Origin of the sequence: Burkholderia sp. SIMBA_062, from assembly GCF_046534765.1 — a bacterium.
Lineage (GTDB): Bacteria > Pseudomonadota > Gammaproteobacteria > Burkholderiales > Burkholderiaceae > Burkholderia > Burkholderia ambifaria.
Window position 1 is genome coordinate 1 of sequence record NZ_JAWRYD010000033.1, and the last position, 23,494, is coordinate 23,494.

The window sequence follows — 23,494 nt, forward strand, 5'->3', positions numbered from 1 at the left end:
TACGGCTACCGCGACAGCGCTTACTTCTTCCTCAAGATCAAGGCCGCCTATCCCGGTAATCCGTGAAGAACCTTTTTTTCTGCCTTGTGCGAGAACCAAAAAAGTGGCTTGGCTTGCTGCAACGGCTGCTTGAGTGTATTTGCACGAAGGGGTCTAGATCTCGCGTGCAAGCCGTTACGCTGGCTACTGCCCAACACCTCTCAGGGAGGTGGTCCCCACAATACTCTGTCGTTACTTCGTCAGGATCAGTTTGCCGAGCCGCGTGGCCCGCAACTGATAGGTCTCTCCGTTATGCGCGATGCTGATGTGGCTATGACCTTGTAGCAGCGCATCGCTACTGAGGGTCCGTGTGCCGGCATCGCGGCTTCCGGCGGGTTTCGCCGGCGTCGTGACCGCTGCCGTCTTCTGACGGTTGCCGCTTGCGGCGCCGGTCGTGCGGCGCAAGGTCAGCGTGGTCGGGCGCGTGGTGTCGGTCATTCGGTTGATCGGTAACAGTCGATGCGATGGAATGAATTCTAAATGATAACTATTCCCATTTACAAAAACTCTTTATCGATCGATGCAACAAACCCGATAGCTTGAGCCAAAGAGGCGGCCCGCAGGCCGCCGCCGACGTCAGTGGAGCGGATCAGGGTCTCGGCGCCCTTGTGCGTATTCGCGGATCAGGCGCACCGTGTCGATGTCGGACGTGCGATACGCTTCCTTGACGATACCGTGCGTGTGACGCGCTTCCTCGCTGTTGTCCGTGACGGTCAGCGTCGTGCGGTATTCGAAACGCAGAAACAGCTCGTGGTCGTCACGCTCCTCGATCGTCATCGTCAGCGAGCCGCCGATTTCACCGCCGGCCGCATGGATGTCGTAGCGCACTTGCTGGTTCGGGATGAACGTCACGCGGTCGCGCACGATCGCATGCCCGTAGTGCAACTCGCGTTCGAGCGTCGTGTCCGTCCGTTCGCGGACGACACAGCTGTCGAGACCCATCACGAACAGCTGCGGCTGTTCGGCGCGCAGCACGAGGCCTTCCCAAAGCTGGTCGCGGGTAAGGGACGGCACGGCCGGATCGTCGGAGTTGATCTGGATCAGATGTTCGAAGTTCAAGGGGACGGATTCCTTCTGGTGGCGGGCAGCCACATGGATCAAGAAGTTATTGTGACGCAAAACAAGCCGTTTCGCGGCAGTTGCGGCCCCGATTGCACGTCACGCTTCGATGCGGCCCATGCGGCCCGTCTGGTAGTCGACGACGGCCTGGCGGATCTCTTCCTCGGTATTCATCACGAACGGACCATAGCGGACGATCGGCTCGTTGAGTGGGACGCCACCGATCAGCAGCAGGTCGAGCGGCGTATCGCCGGCTTCGAACGTCACCGCGTCGCCATCGTCACCGTAGACGACCATGTGCCGAGCGTCGACGCGTTGCCTGTCGGGCCCGTAGCGGCCCACTCCGTCGAGCGGGTAGGCGAACACGCGATAACCTGCCGGCACCGGCTGCGTGACCGTTGCGCCCGGTTGCAGCATGAAATGCTGGTAGAGGATCGGCGTGCGCGTCTCGATCGCGGCACGCACACCGAACGCTTCGCCGGCGATCACGCGCACCTGCGCACGGCCGTCCGGCGACGTGGCGCTCGGGATGCGGTCGGCCGAGATTTCCTGGTAGCGCGGTGCGATCAGCTTGTCGCGGCGCGGCAGGTTCACCCACAGCTGGAAGCCGTGCGAGCGCCCGCCCGCCTGCGCGAATTCGGGATCCGGCATTTCGCTGTGCACGACGCCCGCGCCGGCCGTCATCCATTGCACGTCGCCGGGCCCGAGCGTGCCGGCATGGCCGGCCGAGTCGCGATGGCGAAAGTGCCCGTCGAGCACGTAGGTGACGGTCTCGAAGCCGCGATGCGGATGGTCGGGCGCGCCCCTGGCTTCGCCGGGGGCATAGTCGACGGGGCCCATTTCATCGAGCAGCAGGAACGGATCGAAATCCATCAGCAGCCGGGTCGGGAACGGGCGGTGAACCACGAAGCCGCCGCCTTCGGTCGTGCGAAGCGCGGGGTACGTGCGGTCAAGCGAGCGAGCGGTCGTCATGCGGAAGCCCTCGAAATCATTGGAATAGCGCTATTTTTGAAACATAGCGCTATTATATTGGGCGTTTTGCGGTCTGATTTGCGGCGGTTCGCAATGGATTGTTCTGAAATTGGAACGATGAAATGAACATCGATGCACACAACCTGAATGACCTCATGTACTTTTCGCAGGTCGTCGAACACGGCGGGTTCTCGGCTGCGGAGCGCGTGCTGGGTATCTCGAAATCGCGCCTGTCGCGGCGCCTGACCGAACTCGAGGCGGCGCTCGGCGTGCGCCTGCTGCAGCGTTCGACGCGCAAGCTTGCACTGACCGAGGCGGGGGAGCTGTTCTACCAGCATTGCCAGGCGATGCTCGCCGAAGCCCAGGCCGCGATGAACGCCGTGCAGCAGTTGCGCTCGTCGCCGCGCGGCTCGGTGCGCGTGAGTGTCCCTGTTACGCTGTCGCAGACGATGTTGTCGCGCATCCTGCCCGAATTCCTGCACCGCTATCCCGAGGTGAAGGTGCACATCCGGGTGACGAACCGCGTGATCGATCTGTTCGAGGATTCGGTCGATGTCGCGTTGCGCGTGCGCTCGGAACCGCCGCAGAACGCGAACATCGTCGTGCGGCCATTGTGGCGGACCGAGCAGATGCTGGTCGGCGCGCCGAGCCTGCTGAGCCAGAATGCGCCGCCGCTCGTGCCGGACGATCTGGCTCGCTTCGAGACGCTCGATACGCCGAGCGTCGACGGGCGGCACGTGTTCAACCTGATCGCGCCGGATGGCACGCGTCACTTGCACGAGCACGACCCGAGGCTGGTGACGGCCGACCTGATGACGATCCGCGAGGCCGTGCTCGACGGCCTCGGCATCGCGGCGCTGCCGGAGATGATGTACGGCAATGCATTGCGCGCCGGACAGTTGTCGCCGGTGATGCCGGGCTGGACGCTGCCGGTGCCGCAACTCTACGCGGTGTTCGTGTCGCGGCAGGGGATGCCGCCCGCGGTCCGTGCGTTCGTCGACTATCTGGTCGAGAAGCTCGATCACGGCGACTACAAGCAGCCGAGCTGCCCCGAGCGCGAGAAGAAGGAAGCCGCGGCGGCCAATGCTTCGTCCACCTGAATGCAAGATGCGCGTCGTGGCAAATTTGTTTTGTCATTGAAGCGCCGCCGGCAATCGCAAGTTTCAATCGCCGGGGCCTTGAATGCATCCGCGCGCGGGCCTATATTGAAATCCCATTTCGCGAAGGAAGTTCTGAGCGGAATCAGGTGGCCGCATATATTGCGAGCCAGATAGGGCAGAACGCGCAGTCCGTGCAGACCACGGTAGCCGCATTGCGTTGCTCGAGGCGCAACCGATACCGCCGAAGAGCCCGCCGCCCGAAGGCGCCCGCGTGCGCATGAAAAAAGGCCTTCATCTGGCGATGAAGGCCTTTTACTTTGGGTGCGGCCGGCGAGGTGCGGCCGGCGAGGTGCGGCCGGCGAGGTGCGGCCGGCGAGGTGCGGCCGGCGAGGTGTGGCCGGCGAGACGCGGGCGGCGACGGCGAACGGCGGCGCGCGAAATGCGCGTGCGTTACTTCGCCTTCGCGCTCGGCTCCGTCACGAAGCCGAGCTTCGTCAGGCCGCCGGCCTGCGCATCCGACATCACTTCCGCCACGCGCTCATAGGCAACCTTGCGATCGGCGCGCAGGTGCAACTCCGGTTGCGGCTGATGCTGTGCCGCTTCCGCGATGTGTGCCTGCAACTGCTCGCGCGTGACCGTCTGGTCGTTCCACAGGATCGTGCCGTTGCCCTGGATCGCGACGTCGACCGTTTGCGGCTTTTCGTCGACGGGCTGGCTGCTCGCGTGCGGCAGGTCGATCTTCACCGCGTGCTGCATCGCCGGGATCGTCACGAGGAAGATGATCAGGAGTACGAGCATGACGTCGACGAGCGGCGTCATGTTGATCTCGCTCATCACGCCATCGTCGTCGTCATCGCTGAAGCCGGTGTTCATTGCCATGGGTCACCTCGTCTCAGCTGGCGCGCGTCGCGAGACGCAGGCCGTCGCGGGGCGACGACGACGCGAGCCGCGCGCCCGTCACGAAGTAGGCATGCAGACCGTGTGCGAAGCGGCGCAGCTTGCTGGCGACACCCTTGTTCGCGCGGGTCAGTGCGTTGTAGCCGAGCACGGCGGGAATCGCGACGAACAGGCCGAAGGCCGTCATGATCAGTGATTCGCCGACCGGGCCCGCGACCTGGTCGATCGACGTCTGGCCGGTCGCGCCGATCACGAGCAGTGCGTGGTAGATGCCCCAGACCGTGCCGAACAGGCCGACGAACGGCGCCGTGCTGCCGATCGACGCGAGAATCGCGAGGCCGGCCTGCATGCGCGAGATGCCTTCGTCCATCGTGTCCTTCAGGCAGCGCGTGACCCAGTCGGACACGTCCATGCGGTCGTGCAGGTGCGGCTGCGTCTGATGGTGGTGATCGGCGGCTTCCTTGCCCGACAGCGCGAGCGCGAGGAACGGGTTGTCGCTCGGCGTCGATGCGGTGAGACCGAGCTTCTTGATGCCGTCGTCGAAGTCGTCCGAATGCCAGAACGCCTGTTCCGCGTTCTTCGTCAGGCGGTTCAGGCGAATCACGTTCCAGCCCTTGACGATGATCACGATCCACGACAGGACCGACATCACGAGCAGCGTGATCGCAATGGCCCGCGTGACGAAATCACCTTGCGCCCAGACGTGCGCGATACCGTAGCTTTGCATTTTTGTTTCCTTTGAATCTTCCGGATGAGGCAGGTTAGTCGGTGAGCCCGAAGTTGTAGGGCTGTGTGCGGGCGGCGCGGATGGCCTGGCCGTTCTCGATATACGGACGGCAGGTGGTCGAGCGCATCGCGTCGCGTGCGGCATCGTCGAGGCGCGGATAACCGCTGCTCTTCTCCAGATCGATGCTTTCGATCTTGCCGGTCACGCCGACGACGAAGCGAATATAGGCGGTGCCCGATTCGCCGCGGCGACGCGACATCGACGGGTAGTCGGGTTTCACGAAGTTGCATTGAAGCGTCGGCACGTTCTTGGGCGCGCTGACCTGCATCGTTTCGCGAGCCGGGCCGGGCGTTGCGGCCGGCGCCGCAGCTGCGGGCGCGGCAGGCGCCGGCGTCGGGTCGGCCGCCGGCGCGGGCGTTGGCGATGGGGCGGGCGATTGTGCAACGGGCTGAGGCGCCGGCTTCGCCGCCTTCTGCACCGGCTTCGGCTCGACCTTCGGTTTGACGCGCGGGGTGGGCTTCGGCGGTGCGGGCTGCGGGATCGATTCGGCAGCGACCTGCTGGGCGATCGGCGCAGGCGTGATGAGCTGCGCGGTGATCGACTGGGCTTCGACCGATTTCGGCGGCGGCGCGTTGCGATGGAGCCACGCGGCCGCCAGCATGATCGCGTGTGCGGCAAGCACACCGACCGCGACGGTGATGACCCGGGGATTCATACGTGGAACAACCGGCAAGACGCCGGCAGGAGCGGATTGCGAAGCCTGCATGTTAGCTTGAAAGAACGACGTCGCACCCGGGGCGCGGCGGGTGAATCGGCACTACTTGCGGAAGATCAGCAGCGAGATGCAAACGGTGGTCACAAATCCGATCAGCAATTCCATGACAGGCTCCTTGGCAGGTAAGCCGCTGGCTCGCGCGGAAAATGGCTTGCTGACGGTCGGACATAAAACGCGGCCGGGGCCGCATGCGCACGCTCGGCGCCGCTCAGGCAGCCTTGCGGTCGTAGAACGTGACCGGGATCGGGTGAGCGTGATGCTCGACGCCGCACCGGCTCGCGCAGACGCCTTGCTCGGCCATGAGGTCGCGTACGGACTCCTCGCACTTGCCGCAGCACGTGGCCACGCCGAGCTCGAACTGGAGTTCATCGAAGGAACCCACGCCCTCGGCGAGGGACGCGCGAATCTTGCGATCCGAAACAGACTTGCACACGCAGACGATCATGATGAGTTGCGATAGCTAACGGTAATGCGAATTATTATCATTAAATTTGCGGGTGTTGACAAGCCTGGGCTCGGCTTTTTTTAAGGCCATCAGACCCTCGAAACGGCGGGGCGGCAGGAGCGGCGTGCCGGCAGTGTGCCGGCGCGACGTCAGGCGATCGCGCAGGCGGGCGCGTTCGGCGAGGAAATGGTGACGGATTCGACCGGCGCGTCGAGGCCGAGCAGCGTCGAGGCGAGGGCGCGCAGTTGCAGGCCGTCGCTCGTCGAGCAAAAGCGCGGCGGCGCGGCACGCGTGCCGGCCGGCGCGCGCAGGCCGCGTTCGTCGAGCACCCGCGCGAGCTGGCGCGCGATGGCATCGCTCGTGTCGACGATCGTCAGGCGGTCGCCAACAAGGTCACGAATCGTTTCTGTGAAAAATGGATAGTGCGTGCAGCCGAGCACCAGCGTATCGGCACCGTCGTCGAGCATCGGTTGCAGATAACGCTCGAGCAATGTGCGCAATGCGGGCGAATTCGTGTCGCCGCGCTCGATCGCTTCGACGAGCCCGTGGCCCGGCTGGCAGATGAAGCGGCGGCCGGCGCCGTAGCGGTCGAGCAGCGCCTGGAAGCGCGGGCTGTTCAGCGTCGACTGCGTCGCGAGGACGCCCGCGACGCCGGTCGTGGACAGCGCGGCCGCCGGTTTGATGCCCGGTTCGACACCGACGAGCGGTATCGACAGGCGTTCGCGGATGGCCGCGATCGCTCGCGCCGTCGCCGTGTTGCACGCGATCACGAGCGCTTTCGCCCCTTCGCGGGCGAGCCACTCGCCGATGGCCAGCGTGCGTTCCGTAATGAACGCCTCGTCGCGCGGCCCGTACGGCGCGTGGTGCGAATCGGCGACGTAGACGAACGACTCGCCAGGCAGGTGCGCGCGCACGGCGCGCAGTACCGACAGGCCGCCGAGCCCCGAATCGAAGATCCCGACGGGGGCGGCGGGGCGGACCCCGGAAGCGGCTGGCTGGTGCGTCATCGTCATGCGAACGGCGAGGTGGCGAGCGTGGCGGTGGTGGCCGTGGTGGCGTTACTCGGGCGAACCCATCATCGTCTGCTGGTAGTTCTGCAGGCCGACCTTGCCGATCAGGTCGATCTGCGTTTCCAGCCAGTCGATGTGCTCTTCGGTGTCGTCGAGAATCTTTTCGAAGATCTCGCGCGACACGTAGTCACGCACCGATTCGCAGTAGGCGATCGCTTCCTTGCACGTGGTCTGCGAGATCTGCTCGAGCTTCAGGTCGCACTTCAGGATCTCTTCGGTTTCCTCGCCGACGAGCAGCTTGTGCAGGTCCTGCAGGTTCGGCAGGCCGTCGAGCATGAACACGCGCTCGATCAGCCAGTCGGCGTGCTTCATTTCGCCGATCGATTCGTCGTATTCGTGTTTGCCGAGCTTGTCGAGGCCCCAGTGCTTGTACATGCGCGCATGCAGGAAGTACTGGTTGATCGCCGTGAGTTCGTTCTTCAGTTGGGCGTTCAGGTATTCGATGACTTTCTTGTCGCCTTGCATGGCTATTCCTTGTTCAGTGGGGCTTCAGAAACCGAACGATAATCGCTCGAACGAGAAAAGCCAAGCCTCGAAGCCTTGTCGGGCCTGCCTTTTGCGTGTAATGAGAATCAGCCTTGCGTAACGGGCCGCGCGCGATAATGAGAATGGGAAGTAAAAAGGCCGGACTCCCCGTCCGGCCTTTCGTTCGATCGCGCTTAAGCGGTTGCGACCGGGATCTTGCCGATCTTCGCCTGCCACTCCTTCGGACCGGTCTGGTGCACCGACGTGCCCGACGAATCGACGGCCACCGTCACCGGCATGTCCTGCACGTCGAACTCGTAGATCGCTTCCATGCCGAGATCTTCGAATGCGAGCACCTTCGCGCCGCGGATCGCCTTCGACACGAGGTACGCCGCACCGCCGACCGCCATCAGGTAGGCCGCCTTGTGCTTCTTGATCGCGTCGATCGCGACCGGGCCGCGTTCGGCCTTGCCGACCATCGAGATCAGACCCGTCTGAGCGAGCATCGTCTCGGTGAACTTGTCCATCCGCGTGGCCGTCGTCGGGCCTGCCGGGCCAACCACTTCGTCACGCACCGGATCGACCGGACCGACGTAGTAGATCACGCGGTTCGTGAAGTCGACCGGCAGCTTCTCGCCCTTCGCGAGCATGTCGGCGATGCGCTTGTGCGCGGCGTCGCGGCCCGTGAGCATCTTGCCCGACAGCAGCAGCGTCTGGCCCGGCGCCCAGCTCGCGACTTCTTCCGGCGTCAGCGTGTTCAGGTCGACGCGCTTGCTGGTTTCCGTGTTCGGTTCCCACTGGACCTTCGGCCAGGCGTCGAGCGACGGCGCTTCGAGCTTGGCCGGACCCGAGCCGTCGAGCACGAAGTGCGCGTGGCGCGTGGCCGCGCAGTTCGGGATCAGCGCGACCGGCTTCGACGCCGCGTGCGTCGGAGCGGCCATGATCTTCACGTCGAGCACGGTCGCGAGGCCGCCGAGGCCTTGCGCGCCGATGCCGAGCGCGTTGACTTTCTCGTGCAGCTCGACGCGCAGCTCCTCGACCCAGTCCTTCGGACCGCGCGCGATGATTTCCTGAATGTCGATCGGCTCCATCAGCGATTCCTTCGCCATCAGCATCGCCTTTTCAGCGGTGCCGCCGATGCCGATCCCGAGCATGCCCGGCGGGCACCAGCCGGCGCCCATCGTCGGGACCGTCTTCAGCACCCAGTCGACGATCGAATCCGACGGGTTCAGCATCACGAACTTCGACTTGTTCTCCGAGCCGCCGCCCTTCGCCGCGACCTGCACGTCGACCTTGTCGCCCGGCACGATCTCGTAGTGGATCACGGCCGGCGTGTTGTCCTTCGTGTTCTTGCGGGCGCCTTCCGGCGGGTTGACGATCGATGCGCGCAGCACGTTGTCCGGGTGCGTGTAACCACGGCGCACGCCTTCGTTGATCATGTCGGTGAGGCCCATCGTCGCGCCGTCCCAGCGCACGTCCATGCCGACCTTCACGAAGATCGTGACGATGCCGGTGTCCTGGCAGATCGGCCGTTTGCCTTCCGCGCACATGCGGCTGTTCGTGAGGATTTGCGCGATCGCGTCCTTCGCGGCCGGGCTCTCTTCCAGCTCGTACGCGCGGCCGAGGGCCTGGATGTAGTCGAGCGGGTGGTAGTAGCTGATGTACTGCAGCGAATCCGCGATGCTCTGGATCAGGTCTTCCTGTTTGATGACGGTCATGGCTGAGACTCTGTGGGGACAGTGGGGAATGCGTTTATGCGTTGACGGCTGCTTCGGCCGGCTTGCGGGATGCGGCCACGGCGGGCGCGTGCGTCTCGTGGAAATGGGCCGGGTGCGTATGGGTCGTCAGGCGGTCGACCCACGCCATCACGAGCGCCGATACGAGGAACGACACGTGGATGATCACCTGCCACATGATCGCGTGCGTCGTGTGCTGGTCCGGGTTGATGAAGGTCTTCAGCAGGTGAATCGACGAAATGCTGATCAGCGCCATCGACAGCTTCACCTTCAGCACGCCCGCGTTCACGTGGTCGAGCCATTCGGGCTCGTCGGGATGGCCCTCGATGCCGAGGCGCGACACGAACGTTTCGTAGCCGCCCACGATCACCATGATCAGCAGGTTCGAGATCATCACGACGTCGATCAGGCCGAGCACCGCGAGCATCACGCTGACCTCGTCGAGGCTGCTCGCGTGCGACAGCAGGTGCCAGACTTCCTTCAGGAACAGGAATACATAGACGGCCTGCGCGACGATCAGGCCCAGATAAAGCGGAACCTGGAGCCAGCGGCTCATGAAGATCAGCGCGGGAAGGGGGCGCAGAGAACGACGGGCGGAGCCGGGCGAGTGCGGGGCAGACATGATGGGGGTGCGGGCGCTGTGCGCAGGTATCGGGGGTGATCTTGAAAAGGCGCGCTATTGTAACGCGTTGGCCGGCGCGACTGCAGCGACGCGCCGGGAGAGCCGGGGACGGATCAGGAGGCGGCGGCCGGCGCGCGTTTCACGCGCAGGCTGGCGAGCACGATGCCGGTGACGACGCACGCGAGCGCGAGGCCGTGTGCGAGCGTCGGGCGTTCGCCGAGGAACGCGATGCCGTACGCGGCGGCCGCGAGCGGCAGCACCGCGCTGAACACGCCGGCGAGGCTGCCCGGCACGTGCCGGATGCCCTTCATCCACAGCCAGAACGAGAAGATGCTGGCCGACAGCCCGTACCAGACGACGAGCGCCCACGTACCGGCCGGTACGCTCGCGTAATCGAAATGCCACAGCGCCGTCGCGCCGAGCGGCAGCATCAGGAACAGGCCGAACAGGTGCGTGTACGCGCAGATGTCGATCGGCGCGAGCGTCTGTGTGAGGCGGCGCGACAGGATCACGTAGATCGATTCGCAGCAGACGGCGCCGAGGATCAGCAGGTTGCCGGTCAGCGAGCCGGACGAGGCGCCGCCGGCGCCGTGCGCGGACGCGCCGCCATTCGCGAGATTGATCGTCACGACGCCGACGATCGCGAGCGCGATCGACACGAGCGCACGGCCGTTCGGTTTTTCACGCAGGATCAGCCAAGCGAACAGTGCGACGATGGCGGGGATCGTGCTGGTGATCACGCCGGCCGCGACCGCGCTCGTGCGCTGCACGCCGTTGAGCATCAGCAGCGTGAACATGAAGGTGCCGAAGAACGCCTGCAGGAACAGGTTCAGCCATTCCGCGCGCCGGACCGCCCGCATCTTCATCGGACTGAACAGCGGCCACAGTACGGCGATCGCGATCACGAAGCGCAGCGTGGCGAGGATGGCGACCGGGACGAAGACGACGATGGATTTACCGATACCGACGTTGCTGCCGACAAACAGCATCGACAGAATGAGAAAGAGGGCGTAGCGATTCAAGCTGGAGTCCGGGGGGCGAGTTCAGTTACGATTGTAGGGTCGCAGTTGTCACAGCGTAAAGCTGACGGACAAGCGCCGACGGTAGCGCGGCGGCGTGCGAAACGGCGAGGCCGCGTAAGTGACGGGTAAGTTCGAGCGCTTATCGTGGAAATCGCCGGGCCGTACGATCACCGTCGCGTGACGTGGTGCGGCGCAGCATCGTGCGTGGCCTTCGGGGCGCGTGCAGGTGGTGGGAGACAGCGGCGCGCGTATGCGCCGGCCAAGACACGCGGCGCGCACGATCGCGCCGCCATGCAGAGGATTCATGTTCACCAAGGGGTAGTCGATGTCTGCGATTGAATCGGTTCTTCACGAAACCCGTCAGTTTGCGCCGCCCGCGGCGCTCGCGAAGGCGGCAACCATTTCCGGCATGCCGGCCTACCAGGCGCTGGCCGCCGAAGCCGAGCGCGATTACGAGGGCTTCTGGGCGCGTCTCGCCCGCGAGGGCCTGTCGTGGCACAAGCCGTTCACGAAGGTGCTCGACGAGCGCGACGCACCGTTCTACAAGTGGTTCGACGACGGCGAACTCAACGCGTCGTACAACTGCCTCGACCGTCACGTCGAAGCCGGCAACGGCGAGCGCGTCGCGGTGATCTTCGAGGCCGACGACGGCACCGTCACGCGCGTCACCTACGCCGATCTCCTCGGCCGCGTGTCGCGCTTCGCGAATGCGCTGAAGAAACGCGGGATCGCGAAGGGAGACCGCGTCGTCATCTACATGCCGATGTCGATCGAAGGCATCGTCGCGATGCAGGCCTGCGCACGCATCGGCGCCACGCACTCGGTCGTGTTCGGCGGCTTCTCCGCGAAATCGCTGAATGAGCGGCTCGTCGACGTCGGCGCGGTCGCGCTGATCACCGCCGATGAACAGGCGCGCGGCGGCAAGACGCTGCCGCTCAAGAGCATCGCCGACGAGGCGATCGCGATGGGCGGCTGCGACGCGGTGAAGAGCGTGATCGTCTATCGCCGCACCGGCGGCAAGCTCGACTGGCACGCCGGGCGCGACCTGTGGATGCACGAACTCGCCGACGCCGAGTCCAATACGTGCGCGCCGGAGTGGGTCGGCGCCGAGCATCCGCTGTTCATCCTGTATACGTCGGGCTCGACCGGCAAGCCGAAGGGCGTGCAGCACAGCACCGGCGGCTACCTGCTGTGGGCCGCGCAGACGATGAAGTGGACCTTCGACTGGAAGCCCACCGACGTGTTCTGGTGCACCGCCGACATCGGCTGGGTCACGGGCCACACGTACATCACGTACGGCCCGCTCGCGTGCGGCGGCACGCAGGTCGTGTTCGAGGGCGTGCCGACCTATCCGGACGCCGGGCGCTTCTGGAAGATGATCGGCGATCACAAGGTCACCGTGTTCTACACCGCGCCGACCGCGATCCGTTCGCTGATCAAGGCCGCCGAAGCCGACGACAAGGTGCACCCGAAGAGCTACGACCTGTCGAGCCTGCGCATCATCGGCACCGTCGGCGAGCCGATCAATCCGGAAGCGTGGATGTGGTACCACAAGCACGTCGGCCAGGAGCGCTGCCCGATCGTCGACACCTGGTGGCAGACCGAAACCGGCGGCCACATGATCACGCCGCTGCCGGGCGCGACGCCGACGGTGCCGGGTTCGTGCACGCTGCCGCTGCCGGGCATCATGGCCGCGGTGGTCGACGAGACCGGCCAGGACGTGCCGAACGGGCAAGGCGGGATCCTGGTCGTCAAGCGGCCGTGGCCGGCGATGATCCGTACGATCTGGGGCGACCCGGAGCGGTTCAGGAAGAGCTACTACCCGGAGGAGCTCGGCGGCCGGCTGTACCTGGCCGGCGACGGCACGGTGCGCGACAAGGACACCGGCTACTTCACGATCATGGGCCGCATCGACGACGTGCTGAACGTGTCGGGCCACCGGCTCGGCACGATGGAGATCGAGTCGGCGCTGGTCTCGCATGAGCTGGTGGCGGAAGCGGCGGTGGTCGGCCGTCCGGACGACACGACGGGCGAGGCGGTGGTCGCGTTCGTGGTGCTCAAGCGTTCGCGTCCGGAAGGCGAGGAAGCGGCGGCGCTCGCGAAGACATTGCGCGACTGGGTCGGCAAGCAGATCGGGCCGATCGCGAAGCCGAAGGACATCCGCTTCGGCGACAACCTGCCGAAGACGCGCTCGGGCAAGATCATGCGGCGCCTGCTGCGCTCGCTCGCGAAGGGCGAGGCGATCACGCAGGACACGTCCACGCTCGAGAATCCGGCGATCCTCGATCAACTCGCCGAAGTGCGCTGATCGCACCTGTTGCGCGCGTCGTGCGCACGAGCCCCCGCGCGGCAATCCCGATTGTCCGCGCAGGGGCTTTTTGCTAAATAACGGCATGACCGTTCCGTCCCGTCCGGCGCGTGCCGCGCCGCCGCCCGTTCCCGAGCCGCTCGCGCGCGCGCATGCGCGCTATTGGCGCTTCAACGTCGCGCTGATCCTGGTGCTGATGGCGATCGGTTTCACGGTGTCGTTCGTCGTGCCGTTCTTCGCGCCCGCGCTCGCGGGCATCCGCTTCGCCGGTTTCAGCCTGCCGTTCTATGTCGGCGCGCAGGGCGCGATTCTCGTGTATCTGGTGCTGATCGTCGTCTACATCGGCCTGATGCAGCGCGCGGACCGCGCGTTGCGGCGTGCGTACGACGAGCATGCCGCGCACGCGGGCAATTCGCACCATGCCCGCTGAGCCATGCTGACGCATCGACTGATTCGCGCGTACGCGCTCTACACGCTCGGCTTTCTGGGCTTCGTGCTGCTGCTGTGGCGGATCGAGCGCGCGGCCGGCTCCGGCGTCTGGATTGGCTACGTATTCCTGTTCGTGCCGATCGCGGTGTATGCGGTGATCGGGCTGCTGTCGCGCACGTCCGATCTCGTCGAATACTACGTGGCCGGGCGGCGCGTGCCGTCCGCGTTCAACGGGATGGCGACCGCGGCCGACTGGCTGTCGGCGGCGTCGTTCATCGGTCTGGCCGGCTCGCTTTACGCAACCGGCTACGATGCGCTCGCCTACGTGATGGGGTGGACGGGCGGGTTCTGCCTCGTCGCGTTCCTGCTCGCGCCGTACGTGCGCAAGCTCGCGCGCTACACGATTCCCGATTTTCTCGGCACGCGCTTTTCGAGTACGGCCGTGCGCGCGCTTGCGGCCGGTGCGGCGATCCTGTGCTCGTTCGTTTATCTGGTCGCGCAGATCCAGGGGATCGGGCTGATCGCCACGCGCTTCATTGGCGTCGACTTCGCGATCGGCATCTTCTGCGGGCTCGCGGGCATTCTCGTGTGCTCGTTTCTCGGCGGCATGCGCGCGGTCACGTGGACGCAGGTCGCGCAGTACATCATCCTGATCAGCGCGATCCTGATCCCCGTGTCGCTGATCGCGATGAAGAACGGGCTCGGGCCGGTGCCGCAGTTCAATTACGGCAAGCTGATGGAGCGTGTGGCGGCGCGCGAGGCGCAGGTGCGCGACGCGGCCGAGGAGCAGCAGGTGCGCGATGCGTATCGCCGGCAGGCCGCGCTCGTCCAGGCGCAGCTCGATCGCTTGCCCGGATCGTATGCGGACGCACGCCGGCAACTCGTCGACCAGCTTGCGGACCTGCGGCGCCACAACGGGCCGCTGCGCGAGATCAATCAGCGCGAGCGCGAGCTGGCCGACTTCCCGCGCGACCCGACGGGCGCGCGCGTGATCTGGACCCAGGCGCGCGACGACCTGCTGGCACGCGCCGAGCCGCCCGTGCCGATGCACGAGCCGTTTCCTGCCGCGAGCGACGACGAGCGCAAGCCGCGCGAGCGGAATTTTCTTGCGCTGCTGCTGTGCCTGTCGCTCGGCACCGCGAGCCTGCCGCACATCCTCACGCGCTACAACACGACGACGTCGGTGGCGTCCGCGCGGCGCTCGGTCGGCTGGACGTTGTTCTTCATCGCGCTGTTCTACCTGAGCGTGCCGGTGCTCGCGGTGATGATCAAGTACGAAATTCTCACCAGCCTCGTCGGGCGGCCGATCGCCGAGCTGCCCGCGTGGGTCACGCAGTGGCATCACTTCGAACCGGACCTGATCAGCGTCGTCGAGGTGATTCGCGACGGCATCGTCCACTGGTCGGAAATCCAGATGCAACCGGACATGGTCGTGCTGGCCGCGCCGGAGATCGCGGGGCTGCCGTATGTCGTGTCGGGGTTGATCGCGGCCGGTGCGCTGGCCGCGGCGCTGTCGACTGCCGACGGATTGCTGCTGACGATCGCGAATGCGTTGTCGCACGACGTCTATTACTGCATGGTCGCGCCCGACGCATCGAGCCAGCGGCGCGTGACCGTCTCGAAGGTGCTGCTGCTCGGCGTCGCGCTGTTCGCGTCGTATGTCGCGTCGCTCAATACGGGGAAGATTCTGTTTCTCGTCGGTGCGGCGTTTTCGCTCGCGGCGTCCAGTTTCTTTCCGGTGCTCGTGCTGGGAGTGTTCTGGAAACGCACGACAACGCGCGGTGCGATCGCCGGAATGGTGACGGGGCTTGCGGTGTGCGTGTACTACATCGTGTCGACGTACCCCTATTTCACGCAGTTGACAGGATTTGCGGGGCGGACGTGGTTCGGGATCGAGCCGATCAGTTCAGGCGTGTTCGGGGTGCCGGCGGGGTTTGTGGTGGCGATCGTGGTCAGTTTGCTCGATCGGCAGCCGGATGAATATACAAGGGCGTTGGTGGATTATATTCGGCATCCGTGAGGGGCGAGTGTGTCGTCGCATCAACAGAAAAGCCGCTTGATTTCGAGAGAATCAAGCGGCTTCACGCTTTCGTCTGTGACCGAAGACAAGCAACGCGGAGATGCGGTGATGATCGCTTTACATCGATCGAGCAACAGTGTCAGTTAGAGGAGACTCGAAATCAGATGGCAGCCACACGTCGCGCGATGGCCGTGCCGTGCGATCGGTATTCCGTCATCCGTCATCGATGGATCGCCTTCCTCGATGAGGTTAGGCGACACGTCGGGATGTTGTGGGCACGACACGCGATCGCCCTTGCGGGCGACATAGCGGCCGTCGAAACGCATGGTCGTGGAGGCGGTTTCTACCTTGCCGCCGTGGTCGGTGTCGTCCCCGATGCGGATGAGATTCATCATTTGGTGGTTTCGCCAACAGCGGGTTGCCGCGGAGCAGTGTCCAGACTGTTGGATCGCAGTCGGTTACTTCTTACCCAGCCGCGAACGGGGATGGTTTTCTTCGAATTTTGGTAAGCGACAAAGGTGAATCCATGATAGCTAGTGTACGCATTGACAGATTCCCCAGTCAAAATAAAAACTCCTGGCGTTTTGCACGCGTAATCTGGTGCTGAATAGAACTGAAGGCGACCGCTTCCAACAACTGCCATCCCGCTTTCCGATTGAGGTATGTCAATAGCAAGCTTCGTGGCATGCTTGTTGAGTTCGTCGCAGTTCGAAGCTGCCTTCGATGGTTTGTGAATACAATCCGAAATGAATTTTTGGTATTTTGCCTCGTTCACCTTTAGAACGTCTGGATGTTCGGGGTCTCGTGTTATATCCAACGCCTTCATCGAATTTGTATCCAAATTCACCCAACCGATGGATACTTGTTTGTCAAGATTGTCGGGGCTATCCGCTGCGACATACAGCCTGACGCTATAGACCCCATCAGACACGTCTTCAATATCAGCTTGGATATCTTTCTTGCTCATTGCAACGTGCTCAAGCGGAGGCACGACTAACTCCCTCAATTCGCTTCTGCAGATGTCAGCTGATGCATAGGCTCCGCATGAAATCGTCAGAAGGAGGGCGAGTGTTACGATTTTATCAACGATTCTCATGTCGGGTCACTGAAATGAATTTGCGATTCGAGGTGTTATGGACTCGAGTGTTTTTGTGTAAACGGCCTGTGCATTTACGTCGGTTGAAAACCATCGTGCGTAATTTTCATTGTAGTGAACGATATACTTGGCCTTGAACTCCATGCCTACGCGCGCCGACGAAACTACGACGAACACTTTCTTTCGATCCGTGGAGCAGCCCCCTTAGTCTCTAGTTTCAAGTGCAACACCTTGACTCAGGCAAGGTGTTGCACTTGAAACTGAGACGAAGGAGTGAGGCGGCATCGGGCCTCAGGATCAAACAGGTCCAACCGTTGGCATTCCGTCAATGGAATGCAGAGTTCATCATACTCAGGCGAAGTCTCGCTCATGCAGAAGTACGATTCCCAGCAAATCTAGGTCGCGAAATAAGAAAAACCCTCCGGTCGAAGAAGCTACGTTTGACGTGGCGCGTCGTCTATATCGCTCTCATTTCTTGTTGGCGCGAACCTTGCAATGAGAGTCGGTGATTCCATCCGGATCTTCCTCGCTCAGATACGTCCAAGAAGTCATTTTCGGATTAAATGCAATTGCAATCTTTCCATCATCGGTTTGATAGAAATAGCTGCCATCCTTTGCAGGGTGGCGAATGCTGCCAATGGTTATTGATGCCCCGGGATCGCGAGTGTCAATCGTAACAATCCCGTATTTTCCAAAATGACAAATGTAAGAGTGACCCAGTATTACTTTTTTTCCATAAATGGATTCGGCCGACGCCAGATGTGTCGAAAACAAAAGCAATAATGATAAAACTGCCACTAATGTCTTTTTCATTGCGTCAATCTCAATATTTGCAGGGCAACATAAATTATCGTTTCGAATTTCATGGTTGACGTTACTCGCTCCCTCCAATCAACACAATAGGATATGGCTCGGGGCGATATGGCTCCAGTCCTGGTGTGGTCCCGTGATAGTGCATTGCGGTCCCTTTTCCATAACGCGGTCCCGACAATGCATTGATCCACGGCAGGTTGACTGCGTCTGAATAATTTGGGTTTGCGTAATTTAGATTGGTACCAACAGAAGAAGGTTCCCCGTTCTCTCGATCACGCAAATAAGAATCCACCAGATCATTGACTCTCTGGCTAATTTCGCTGACAGGGATTTGTTCGACTGTTGATCGATGATGCTGCTTTCTTGCGATAGGTCCATTGACGTCGGAAAATTGATTGTACTGATTGACTGCCGCCGACACAGTACTTCCGAAATGATCTTGGCCGGGCCCAAGGCGGCCAGACGCTACGCGATTCAGGATCGTATCAATTATCCCTTTAGCCTGCATATCGCCAGCGAACTGCACCCATTCAGTTTGCAGTGTTTTCTTCAAATCAAGCACATCTTTCGCGGTCAAGGTGAGGGCTTTATCGCTAATTGCCGAATTAATGAAATTGCCGATCAACCCAATCGGATGGAAATGCCATGGGGTGGGCTCATTCGGGAAACCATCCACCTTTTTTTCGACGACCTGCTCCCACCACTGCAATTTTCCGATCCGTTCAATCTCGGCCCTCCATAACCACAGCAGCTTCTTCATGAGCGGCGACAACGCTTCCCACTTACCCAGGCCGCCCCCCCATTCGCTTTCGCAGCGTACGACGAGATGGGAGAGGGCTTCTGCCGACCACTGTGTTTCCTGCGCGTGCTTCAGCTCTTGTGCTGTCACCTTCCCGTCGTGGTTCGCGTCAATTGCCTTCTCGAGCTTCGAGATGAGGGGGCTTGCGTTGACCGTTGCCGCACTCGTTTCAAACTCGGTCTTGTCTTCATCGGCCAGAAACTGCTCGGCGACGTGGATGTAGCGTCTGAGCATGTCCACAGGCTGGATGCTGCTGTTGTCGACCAGTTCGAAGCCCGGCCAGTCCCACGCTCCGCACGTGCGGACCAGTGGAGGATTTTGCTCGCAGACCCAGCCGGCTCGCGAGCTACCGTCCTTCGTGCCGATCGTCACGTAGTACCAGTGCCTCTTCTTGTCGTCGATCGCGACGTTCGCGTCGCCGTTCTTTTCCAAATCGACTCGCCGGAATACATCGCGGAAATCAGCGCCCGGCCCCTTCGCGTTCGAGAAGTTCAGCGGGAAATCCTTCCAGCCCGACACGATTGCGGTAGTCGTCGTGTTGGCGAAGCTGCCTTCGACCCAAACAGGAGTACCGGAGTCGTTGAAAACCGGCTTCGCGTGGCGGCTGCCATGTACCGGCGCCGCCGTTTTCGGTTGCACCTTGATCCACTTGCCTTTTGCGCTGGCGGCGAGGGCTACAAGCTTGGTGCCGGGTTGCAGTTTCTGATCCGGCTCGGGCAAGTTGGTGATCAGCAGCGCTCCCGGCGAGATTTCCAGGAATGTGTTTTCCGGGGGGCGTTCTTTCGCCCGAGCCCGACTCTTTTTGATGAAAGCCTCGAGGTCGGGGCCGGCGAACACTTCCAGGTGCAGCAGCGGCCGGGTCGGCTTCGGCGGCAGCAGCTTCGCGTCCGGGTAGCGCAGATAATGGCCGAGCTGACCGATGACATCGCCGGCCTTAACCGTATACGGCTCCTTCAGCACGACGACCGTGTTCAGCGGCTTGGGATCGACGATCGGGTCTAGTTCTTTCTCGTACACATACCCGTACGGCGCATGTTGCGAGACCGGCTGACCGACGACCGCGCTGGCCGGTGTGCCGGACTTGATTACATTGATCTTTACCCAGCCCGGTTTCGCTTTTGTCTGGTCGTCAGTAGCGACAGTCAATTCCGCTCCGCGCGGCAGGATGCCAATGATCTTCCCGTTCGGTAGATCGCGGATGCGGAGGCCAGTGATAGGGGATGGGAGTGGCGTCGTGTCTTTCGTATCTGCTACCGGCTCTGGCACCTTCTTGAAATCGCTTGCGATGAACTCCCCAAGCACATCGCGATTACTTGGCACGGATACCTTTGGCCGCGGCACTTCCTGCGGGTCTTTGGCCTTGTCGCCGACCCGATAGTAACGGTCGCCTTCCCAATACGGCATCGGATTCATGTTCAGTTTCGACGGATCGACCTGGGCTACTTTCGCTTGTTCCGCCGCCGCTTGGTAGCTGTCGTGATCCATCGTGTGCATGTACAGGCTGAAGAATGTCAATACTTCGCCTGGTGCCGGCTTGTTGGCACTCGCTGCCGCTGCCGCTGCGGGCGCTGGTGTCGGTGCCGCAGTTGCAGTTGAAGGGGATGAGGTAGCCGAATTGTTGCTTGTATCCGTCTTCGGTGGCTGGGGCGGTGGCGGTGGCGGCAATTGCAGCCGATGGCGGACGAGCACGAAGCCCGTCGAATACAGCGCGTGCCGTCCGTCCTGGTAGTCCTGTTCCGGATACTTGCTGTCGAGCCGGTACGCGACGACTTCGCCATCGGCGATCGCGCGGATGCCGTCGCCTTGCTTCAACTGCGCAGCCGTGTTCTGGTCGAAGTGGATGCCGCCGTGCCACATGCCGTTCGCGCCCAGTGGATAGAACCCGTCTTCAGCGGCCGCCAGAGCCTTCATGTAGGTCATGGGATTAGTTGGGTCATCCTGCCCGACCGGCGTGAAAGGAAAGGCCCACCGCAGCCGTGTGTAAGGCGGTGTCGCAGATGTGTTCTGTGTGGTCGCCGGGGTGCTAGGTACATCCGTCGTCTTTGCCGGTGCGGCGTGCTTCGGGGGATGGTGGCTTTTGCTCATGTTTCTCGGAATCTCTCGTTTCTCGTTTTTCTTGCTGCTCGGACAATGCCCCGCGCTACATCAGCCAGAGAACAACGAGCCGCGCCCGCCGTCGGTCGACACCGGCGTCGCCTGCAACGGATCGCGAATCGTCCCGCTCGCTCCGCTCGGCTTGTCCCAATTCCCGCATTTTTCCAGAATCTGTCCCGTCGTCACGTTCTCGATCAAACCGCCCTTGATGCTGATGTACGAGCCACCGGCGCCGATCCACACTTCCTTCGCGGCGGTGAGAATCAACCTCCCGTCCGCGCTTTCGATCTTCACGTCCTGTAGGCCAACGAGGGAAGCCGGGCCGCTTTGCGCTTGAATGTCCACCGGTCCCTTTTCCGCGAAAATCTTAATCCCCAGGTTCTGAGCAAACAGGCTGATCTTGTCGAGCACACTTGCCAACAACGACTTGCCGGCCGCCAGGTTGACGTTCTTGCCGGCCACCATGTTCGTATGCTGGTTCGCCGTGACGTGCACCGATTGCTGCGTCGACGCAGCGATGCCTTCGGGGCTCGACAGCAGCATCACTGGCTTCGAAAAGCCGTTCGCATTGCCTGTGCCGCCACCAGCCGTACGGCCGCCGCTGGTCGAGCCTGCGACCGTGCGCTGCGTTGCGTCGGTGAACGACTTCAGCGCCGCCTGCCCGTCTTGGAGGCTTTCGGCACGGTTCGTTTCGCTCGCTTTCGACGCGGTTTCGAGCACGGCTTCCGCTCCGGCGAGCGGCTCGGTCGCGGCCGTTACGTTCAACGGCTGCGCAGTGGCCGGCTGCGTCGACACATACAGGCCCTGCTCGGCGCGTACTGCGCCATACGCGCCGGATTTCAGGTCGAACCCGCTGCCGAGAAACGAGCCCCGCGTATTGTCGCTCTGCTCGATCAGGTAGCCCAAATGCAGATGAGAACTGTAGCTCGACGAGTAAAGGTGAACCCGATTCTGACCGCTCGAGTCATCCATGACGAGCTGGTTGAAGCCGTCGCCACCATATTCGCGGGACCGAAATCCGGACAGCAGACCGTGCGTATGCCATACCGGCATGGTCGCGCCACCATGCAGTCTCGAGATGATCACCGGCCGGTCGCAGTCGCCATTCACGAATCCCAGGAGCACTTGGTCGTCTTTGCGTAACGGGAAGTAGCCGCCACGCTTCGCGCCGGCGTCCGGCATTGCCGCACGGATCCATGACGTCGACTTCGTATTGCGGTCGTTCCGGCTGTTCGATGTCCGGACCCGCACACGGTTGCCGTCGTCCGTAAGGATTTCTTCGTCGCTGTCAGTCACGACGATTGCCGTCTGCAGATGCGTCTCCGGCTTCTGATGCTCAAACGGGCTGCGGAACGGAGTCTTGCGGCGTTGCGCCTCGATCTCGACGTGGAAAAATCCGACGCCGCCATCGCGGTGACTCACGGTCGCACCAGTCCCAGCCGCCTGGACCTGTTCGATCTCGCTGCGCAGGCTGCGTGGAAACCGCGTCAGCGCATCCAGGCCCGGCAGATTGTTTTGAATCAGCCAGTCGCTCGCGATGATCGACAATTCGCGCTCTTCCGCCGGCAGGGCATCGAGAACCGGATGTCCCGACACCTTGAACCAGTAGCCGGGTAGTGCATAGCGCGGGCTGCCGATCGCGAAATAGCGCTTTGCTCGCGAGGCCCATTCCTCGGTACGGATGCGGGCCTGCTGTTGCCCGATGTCGGATTTCGCCCAGGTCTGTGAGCCGGTATAGAGATAGTCTTCACCTTGGCCGGGTAAATCCTCCAGGTCTGCCGCCGGCGTACTGACCTGTTTGTCGAGGTCCGGACGCTTGTAGTCGGCGGTGCCGAGCGTCAGCGTCGCGCTTTGTGCGTCCTGCTGTTCGCTTAACTGGGTGAGTCCGTCGAAATCCTCGTCGGTACCTGCATGGCTGAACTTCATCTCCGAATTCGGCAGCGATGGCCCGAAATACAGGTCGTCCATCATGACGACCGTGTGCGATTTGCCGTCCTTTGCGAAATCGAAGCGCGGGAACACGCCGACTTCCTCCAGACTCCGGTGCACGAAATTCCAGTCGGTCTCCCACTGCACCCGGTGCGAATACGAGCGCATCGCCGTGCGCAGTTCCTGTCCATAGTTGCCAGAAGCCTGCGGATGTTTGTCGAATACGTCGGTGAGAATCTGCCAGCCACTTGCTTCCTGCCAATCGCGCCGATCGCTGCTGAGTTTCAGAAAACTCAGCCAGGAGGAGAATTCGAGCTGGAAGTAGGAGACAGCCCCATCGTTTCCAAGACGACGCGCTCGTTGCACATAGCCGTGGATGGGCAAATAGGTAGAGTCCGACTGCCAAATCCAGAGCGTGACGGGCTGCAGCATCAGCGCATTAAGCTTGATTTTGTCGCCCAAGACAGACGAAGCATCGACGACTACCTCGAAGTTGCGTCCGAGTCGCGCGTGAATCTTGGCGTACAACGGTACGAGCCAGTCATCGCCAAGCGGCGTGTCGAGCTTGATGATGCGATCGAATTGCGCGTGTCCGCCACGCAGTGCCTTCAGCAATACTTCCCCGCTCATGCGGTCACCCCGTTCAATGAAAAACGCGCTCGATCGTCGCTGGGCATCCGAACGCCGGCATGCGTCAGCGTTGCAACCCAATCTTTCAAATAAATAACAACATATTTCAATGATATTTCAGCTGAGCATCACGGTTCGCCAGAGCGTCTGGATCGATGGCGCGAAAGATCATACCAAAGGCAGTTCGGAAACGATAACTCTGCGGTAACGATCTTTGAAGGTTTACTCCAAGCTGTCGATAGCGTCTTTTTGTGAATTTTCGTCGCTTATCGAAATGCGTCTGGTTTCAATTTGAAAATGACTGCGATATGAAAACTCGAATCATTGTTTTTTCTGGCAGCGCGCCATGTATTGGCGATTCGGCTAGGACATGTCCTCATGTTCATCAGGCTACGAAGAATTGCCGGAGAGGGCGGATGTCCCGAGGCAATGAAGTTCGCACACCGC

At 62.3% G+C, this 23,494-nt stretch carries 21 protein-coding genes; 4 read left to right on the forward strand and 17 right to left on the reverse strand.

Going from position 1 to position 23,494, the window contains the following annotated elements:
* Window positions 1–231 precede the first annotated feature (231 nt).
* From hemP to SB786_RS28155, 3 genes are all read right to left on the reverse strand, one after another.
* Window positions 232–477, reverse strand: coding sequence for a hemin uptake protein HemP (hemP, locus tag SB786_RS28145; protein WP_410730343.1), 246 nt, complete (start codon window positions 475–477; stop codon window positions 232–234).
* 138 nt (window positions 478–615) lie between these two features.
* Window positions 616–1,098 carry an SRPBCC family protein gene (locus SB786_RS28150; RefSeq protein ID WP_410730344.1) on the reverse strand — a complete coding sequence of 161 codons (483 nt, stop codon included), beginning with the start codon at window positions 1,096–1,098 and terminating at the stop codon, window positions 616–618.
* Window positions 1,099–1,197: 99 nt separating this feature from the next.
* Window positions 1,198–2,070, reverse strand: coding sequence for a pirin family protein (locus SB786_RS28155; protein ID WP_410730345.1), 873 nt, complete (start codon window positions 2,068–2,070; stop codon window positions 1,198–1,200).
* Between the two features lie 122 nt (window positions 2,071–2,192).
* On the opposite strand from SB786_RS28155, the gene SB786_RS28160 reads away from it, so the two are divergent.
* Window positions 2,193–3,170 (forward strand): LysR family transcriptional regulator, encoded by a 978-nt coding sequence (locus SB786_RS28160; protein ID WP_410730346.1) that lies wholly within the window; start codon window positions 2,193–2,195, stop codon window positions 3,168–3,170.
* 450 nt (window positions 3,171–3,620) lie between these two features.
* On the opposite strand, the gene SB786_RS28165 is transcribed toward SB786_RS28160, so the two are convergent.
* From SB786_RS28165 to SB786_RS28205, 9 genes are all read right to left on the reverse strand, one after another.
* On the reverse strand, window positions 3,621–4,049 hold the full coding sequence (locus SB786_RS28165; protein ID WP_041491221.1) for an ExbD/TolR family protein: 429 nt from the start codon (window positions 4,047–4,049) through the stop codon (window positions 3,621–3,623).
* 13 nt (window positions 4,050–4,062) lie between these two features.
* The gene (locus SB786_RS28170; protein WP_006760854.1) at window positions 4,063–4,794 is read right to left on the reverse strand and encodes a MotA/TolQ/ExbB proton channel family protein; all 732 of its coding nucleotides are present in this window, start codon (window positions 4,792–4,794) and stop codon (window positions 4,063–4,065) included.
* Window positions 4,795–4,828: 34 nt separating this feature from the next.
* Window positions 4,829–5,560, reverse strand: coding sequence for an energy transducer TonB (locus tag SB786_RS28175; RefSeq protein WP_410730347.1), 732 nt, complete (start codon window positions 5,558–5,560; stop codon window positions 4,829–4,831).
* Window positions 5,561–5,777: 217 nt separating this feature from the next.
* Window positions 5,778–6,014: a bacterioferritin-associated ferredoxin gene (locus SB786_RS28180; RefSeq protein ID WP_006755389.1), complete on the reverse strand. Its 237-nt coding sequence runs from the start codon at window positions 6,012–6,014 to the stop codon at window positions 5,778–5,780.
* Window positions 6,015–6,163: 149 nt separating this feature from the next.
* On the reverse strand, window positions 6,164–7,027 hold the full coding sequence (murI, locus tag SB786_RS28185) for a glutamate racemase (RefSeq protein ID WP_410730348.1): 864 nt from the start codon (window positions 7,025–7,027) through the stop codon (window positions 6,164–6,166).
* A 45-nt stretch (window positions 7,028–7,072) separates the two neighbouring features.
* A complete protein-coding gene (gene bfr / locus SB786_RS28190; RefSeq protein ID WP_047898567.1) occupies window positions 7,073–7,549 on the reverse strand; it encodes a bacterioferritin in 477 nt (158 codons plus the stop codon).
* A gap of 194 nt (window positions 7,550–7,743) precedes the next feature.
* A complete protein-coding gene (locus SB786_RS28195) occupies window positions 7,744–9,267 on the reverse strand; it encodes a fumarate hydratase (protein ID WP_006762441.1) in 1,524 nt (507 codons plus the stop codon).
* Between the two features lie 34 nt (window positions 9,268–9,301).
* Entirely contained in the window at window positions 9,302–9,907 is a 606-nt protein-coding gene (locus SB786_RS28200; RefSeq protein WP_410730349.1) for a TIGR00645 family protein, read from the reverse strand.
* Window positions 9,908–10,020: 113 nt separating this feature from the next.
* Window positions 10,021–10,929, reverse strand: coding sequence for a DMT family transporter (locus tag SB786_RS28205; protein ID WP_410730350.1), 909 nt, complete (start codon window positions 10,927–10,929; stop codon window positions 10,021–10,023).
* Between the two features lie 325 nt (window positions 10,930–11,254).
* Here SB786_RS28205 and acs point away from each other — a divergent pair, with 325 nt between their 5' ends.
* The 3 genes from acs (at window position 11,255) to SB786_RS28220 (ending at window position 15,686) form a co-directional block, all read left to right on the forward strand.
* Window positions 11,255–13,237 carry an acetate--CoA ligase gene (acs, locus tag SB786_RS28210; protein WP_410730351.1) on the forward strand — a complete coding sequence of 661 codons (1,983 nt, stop codon included), beginning with the start codon at window positions 11,255–11,257 and terminating at the stop codon, window positions 13,235–13,237.
* An 85-nt stretch (window positions 13,238–13,322) separates the two neighbouring features.
* A complete protein-coding gene (locus SB786_RS28215) occupies window positions 13,323–13,667 on the forward strand; it encodes a DUF4212 domain-containing protein (RefSeq protein ID WP_410730352.1) in 345 nt (114 codons plus the stop codon).
* A 3-nt stretch (window positions 13,668–13,670) separates the two neighbouring features.
* Complete coding sequence (locus SB786_RS28220; protein WP_410730353.1) at window positions 13,671–15,686, forward strand: sodium:solute symporter family protein; 2,016 nt, start codon at window positions 13,671–13,673, stop codon at window positions 15,684–15,686.
* Window positions 15,687–15,829: 143 nt separating this feature from the next.
* Here SB786_RS28220 and SB786_RS28225 read toward each other — a convergent pair whose 3' ends face one another.
* The 5 genes from SB786_RS28225 to SB786_RS28245 all read right to left on the reverse strand — a co-directional run bounded on the left by SB786_RS28225 (window position 15,830) and on the right by SB786_RS28245 (window position 23,047).
* The gene (locus SB786_RS28225; RefSeq protein ID WP_175759544.1) at window positions 15,830–16,081 is read right to left on the reverse strand and encodes a PAAR domain-containing protein; all 252 of its coding nucleotides are present in this window, start codon (window positions 16,079–16,081) and stop codon (window positions 15,830–15,832) included.
* Entirely contained in the window at window positions 16,078–16,653 is a 576-nt protein-coding gene (locus tag SB786_RS28230; protein WP_410730354.1) for a hypothetical protein, read from the reverse strand. Before SB786_RS28230 ends, SB786_RS28225 begins: the two co-directional genes overlap by 4 nt.
* A 597-nt stretch (window positions 16,654–17,250) precedes the next feature.
* Window positions 17,251–17,595 carry a hypothetical protein gene (locus SB786_RS28235; RefSeq protein WP_410730355.1) on the reverse strand — a complete coding sequence of 115 codons (345 nt, stop codon included), beginning with the start codon at window positions 17,593–17,595 and terminating at the stop codon, window positions 17,251–17,253.
* Between the two features lie 61 nt (window positions 17,596–17,656).
* Window positions 17,657–20,479 carry a hypothetical protein gene (locus SB786_RS28240; RefSeq protein ID WP_410730356.1) on the reverse strand — a complete coding sequence of 941 codons (2,823 nt, stop codon included), beginning with the start codon at window positions 20,477–20,479 and terminating at the stop codon, window positions 17,657–17,659.
* A gap of 60 nt (window positions 20,480–20,539) precedes the next feature.
* Window positions 20,540–23,047: a type VI secretion system Vgr family protein gene (locus tag SB786_RS28245; RefSeq protein WP_410730357.1), complete on the reverse strand. Its 2,508-nt coding sequence runs from the start codon at window positions 23,045–23,047 to the stop codon at window positions 20,540–20,542.
* Window positions 23,048–23,494: the final 447 nt, after the last annotated feature.

What these genes read in the sequence shown, in the direction of transcription:
- SB786_RS28195 (WP_006762441.1), bottom strand. Translation starts at nt 9,267, where the DNA reads ATGACCGTCATCAAACAGGAAGACCTGATCCAGAGCATCGCGGATTCG.
- SB786_RS28215 (WP_410730352.1), top strand. Translation starts at nt 13,323, where the DNA reads ATGACCGTTCCGTCCCGTCCGGCGCGTGCCGCGCCGCCGCCCGTTCCC.
- SB786_RS28180 (WP_006755389.1), bottom strand. Translation starts at nt 6,014, where the DNA reads ATGATCGTCTGCGTGTGCAAGTCTGTTTCGGATCGCAAGATTCGCGCG.
- SB786_RS28170 (WP_006760854.1), bottom strand. Translation starts at nt 4,794, where the DNA reads ATGCAAAGCTACGGTATCGCGCACGTCTGGGCGCAAGGTGATTTCGTC.
- SB786_RS28155 (WP_410730345.1), bottom strand. Translation starts at nt 2,070, where the DNA reads ATGACGACCGCTCGCTCGCTTGACCGCACGTACCCCGCGCTTCGCACG.
- SB786_RS28230 (WP_410730354.1), bottom strand. Translation starts at nt 16,653, where the DNA reads ATGAGCAAGAAAGATATCCAAGCTGATATTGAAGACGTGTCTGATGGG.
- acs (WP_410730351.1), top strand. Translation starts at nt 11,255, where the DNA reads ATGTCTGCGATTGAATCGGTTCTTCACGAAACCCGTCAGTTTGCGCCG.
- SB786_RS28240 (WP_410730356.1), bottom strand. Translation starts at nt 20,479, where the DNA reads ATGAGCAAAAGCCACCATCCCCCGAAGCACGCCGCACCGGCAAAGACG.
- murI (WP_410730348.1), bottom strand. Translation starts at nt 7,027, where the DNA reads ATGACGATGACGCACCAGCCAGCCGCTTCCGGGGTCCGCCCCGCCGCC.
- SB786_RS28220 (WP_410730353.1), top strand. Translation starts at nt 13,671, where the DNA reads ATGCTGACGCATCGACTGATTCGCGCGTACGCGCTCTACACGCTCGGC.
- hemP (WP_410730343.1), bottom strand. Translation starts at nt 477, where the DNA reads ATGACCGACACCACGCGCCCGACCACGCTGACCTTGCGCCGCACGACC.
- SB786_RS28245 (WP_410730357.1), bottom strand. Translation starts at nt 23,047, where the DNA reads ATGAGCGGGGAAGTATTGCTGAAGGCACTGCGTGGCGGACACGCGCAA.
- SB786_RS28165 (WP_041491221.1), bottom strand. Translation starts at nt 4,049, where the DNA reads ATGGCAATGAACACCGGCTTCAGCGATGACGACGACGATGGCGTGATG.
- bfr (WP_047898567.1), bottom strand. Translation starts at nt 7,549, where the DNA reads ATGCAAGGCGACAAGAAAGTCATCGAATACCTGAACGCCCAACTGAAG.
- SB786_RS28225 (WP_175759544.1), bottom strand. Translation starts at nt 16,081, where the DNA reads ATGATGAATCTCATCCGCATCGGGGACGACACCGACCACGGCGGCAAG.
- SB786_RS28200 (WP_410730349.1), bottom strand. Translation starts at nt 9,907, where the DNA reads ATGTCTGCCCCGCACTCGCCCGGCTCCGCCCGTCGTTCTCTGCGCCCC.
- SB786_RS28235 (WP_410730355.1), bottom strand. Translation starts at nt 17,595, where the DNA reads ATGAAAAAGACATTAGTGGCAGTTTTATCATTATTGCTTTTGTTTTCG.
- SB786_RS28175 (WP_410730347.1), bottom strand. Translation starts at nt 5,560, where the DNA reads ATGCAGGCTTCGCAATCCGCTCCTGCCGGCGTCTTGCCGGTTGTTCCA.
- SB786_RS28160 (WP_410730346.1), top strand. Translation starts at nt 2,193, where the DNA reads ATGAACATCGATGCACACAACCTGAATGACCTCATGTACTTTTCGCAG.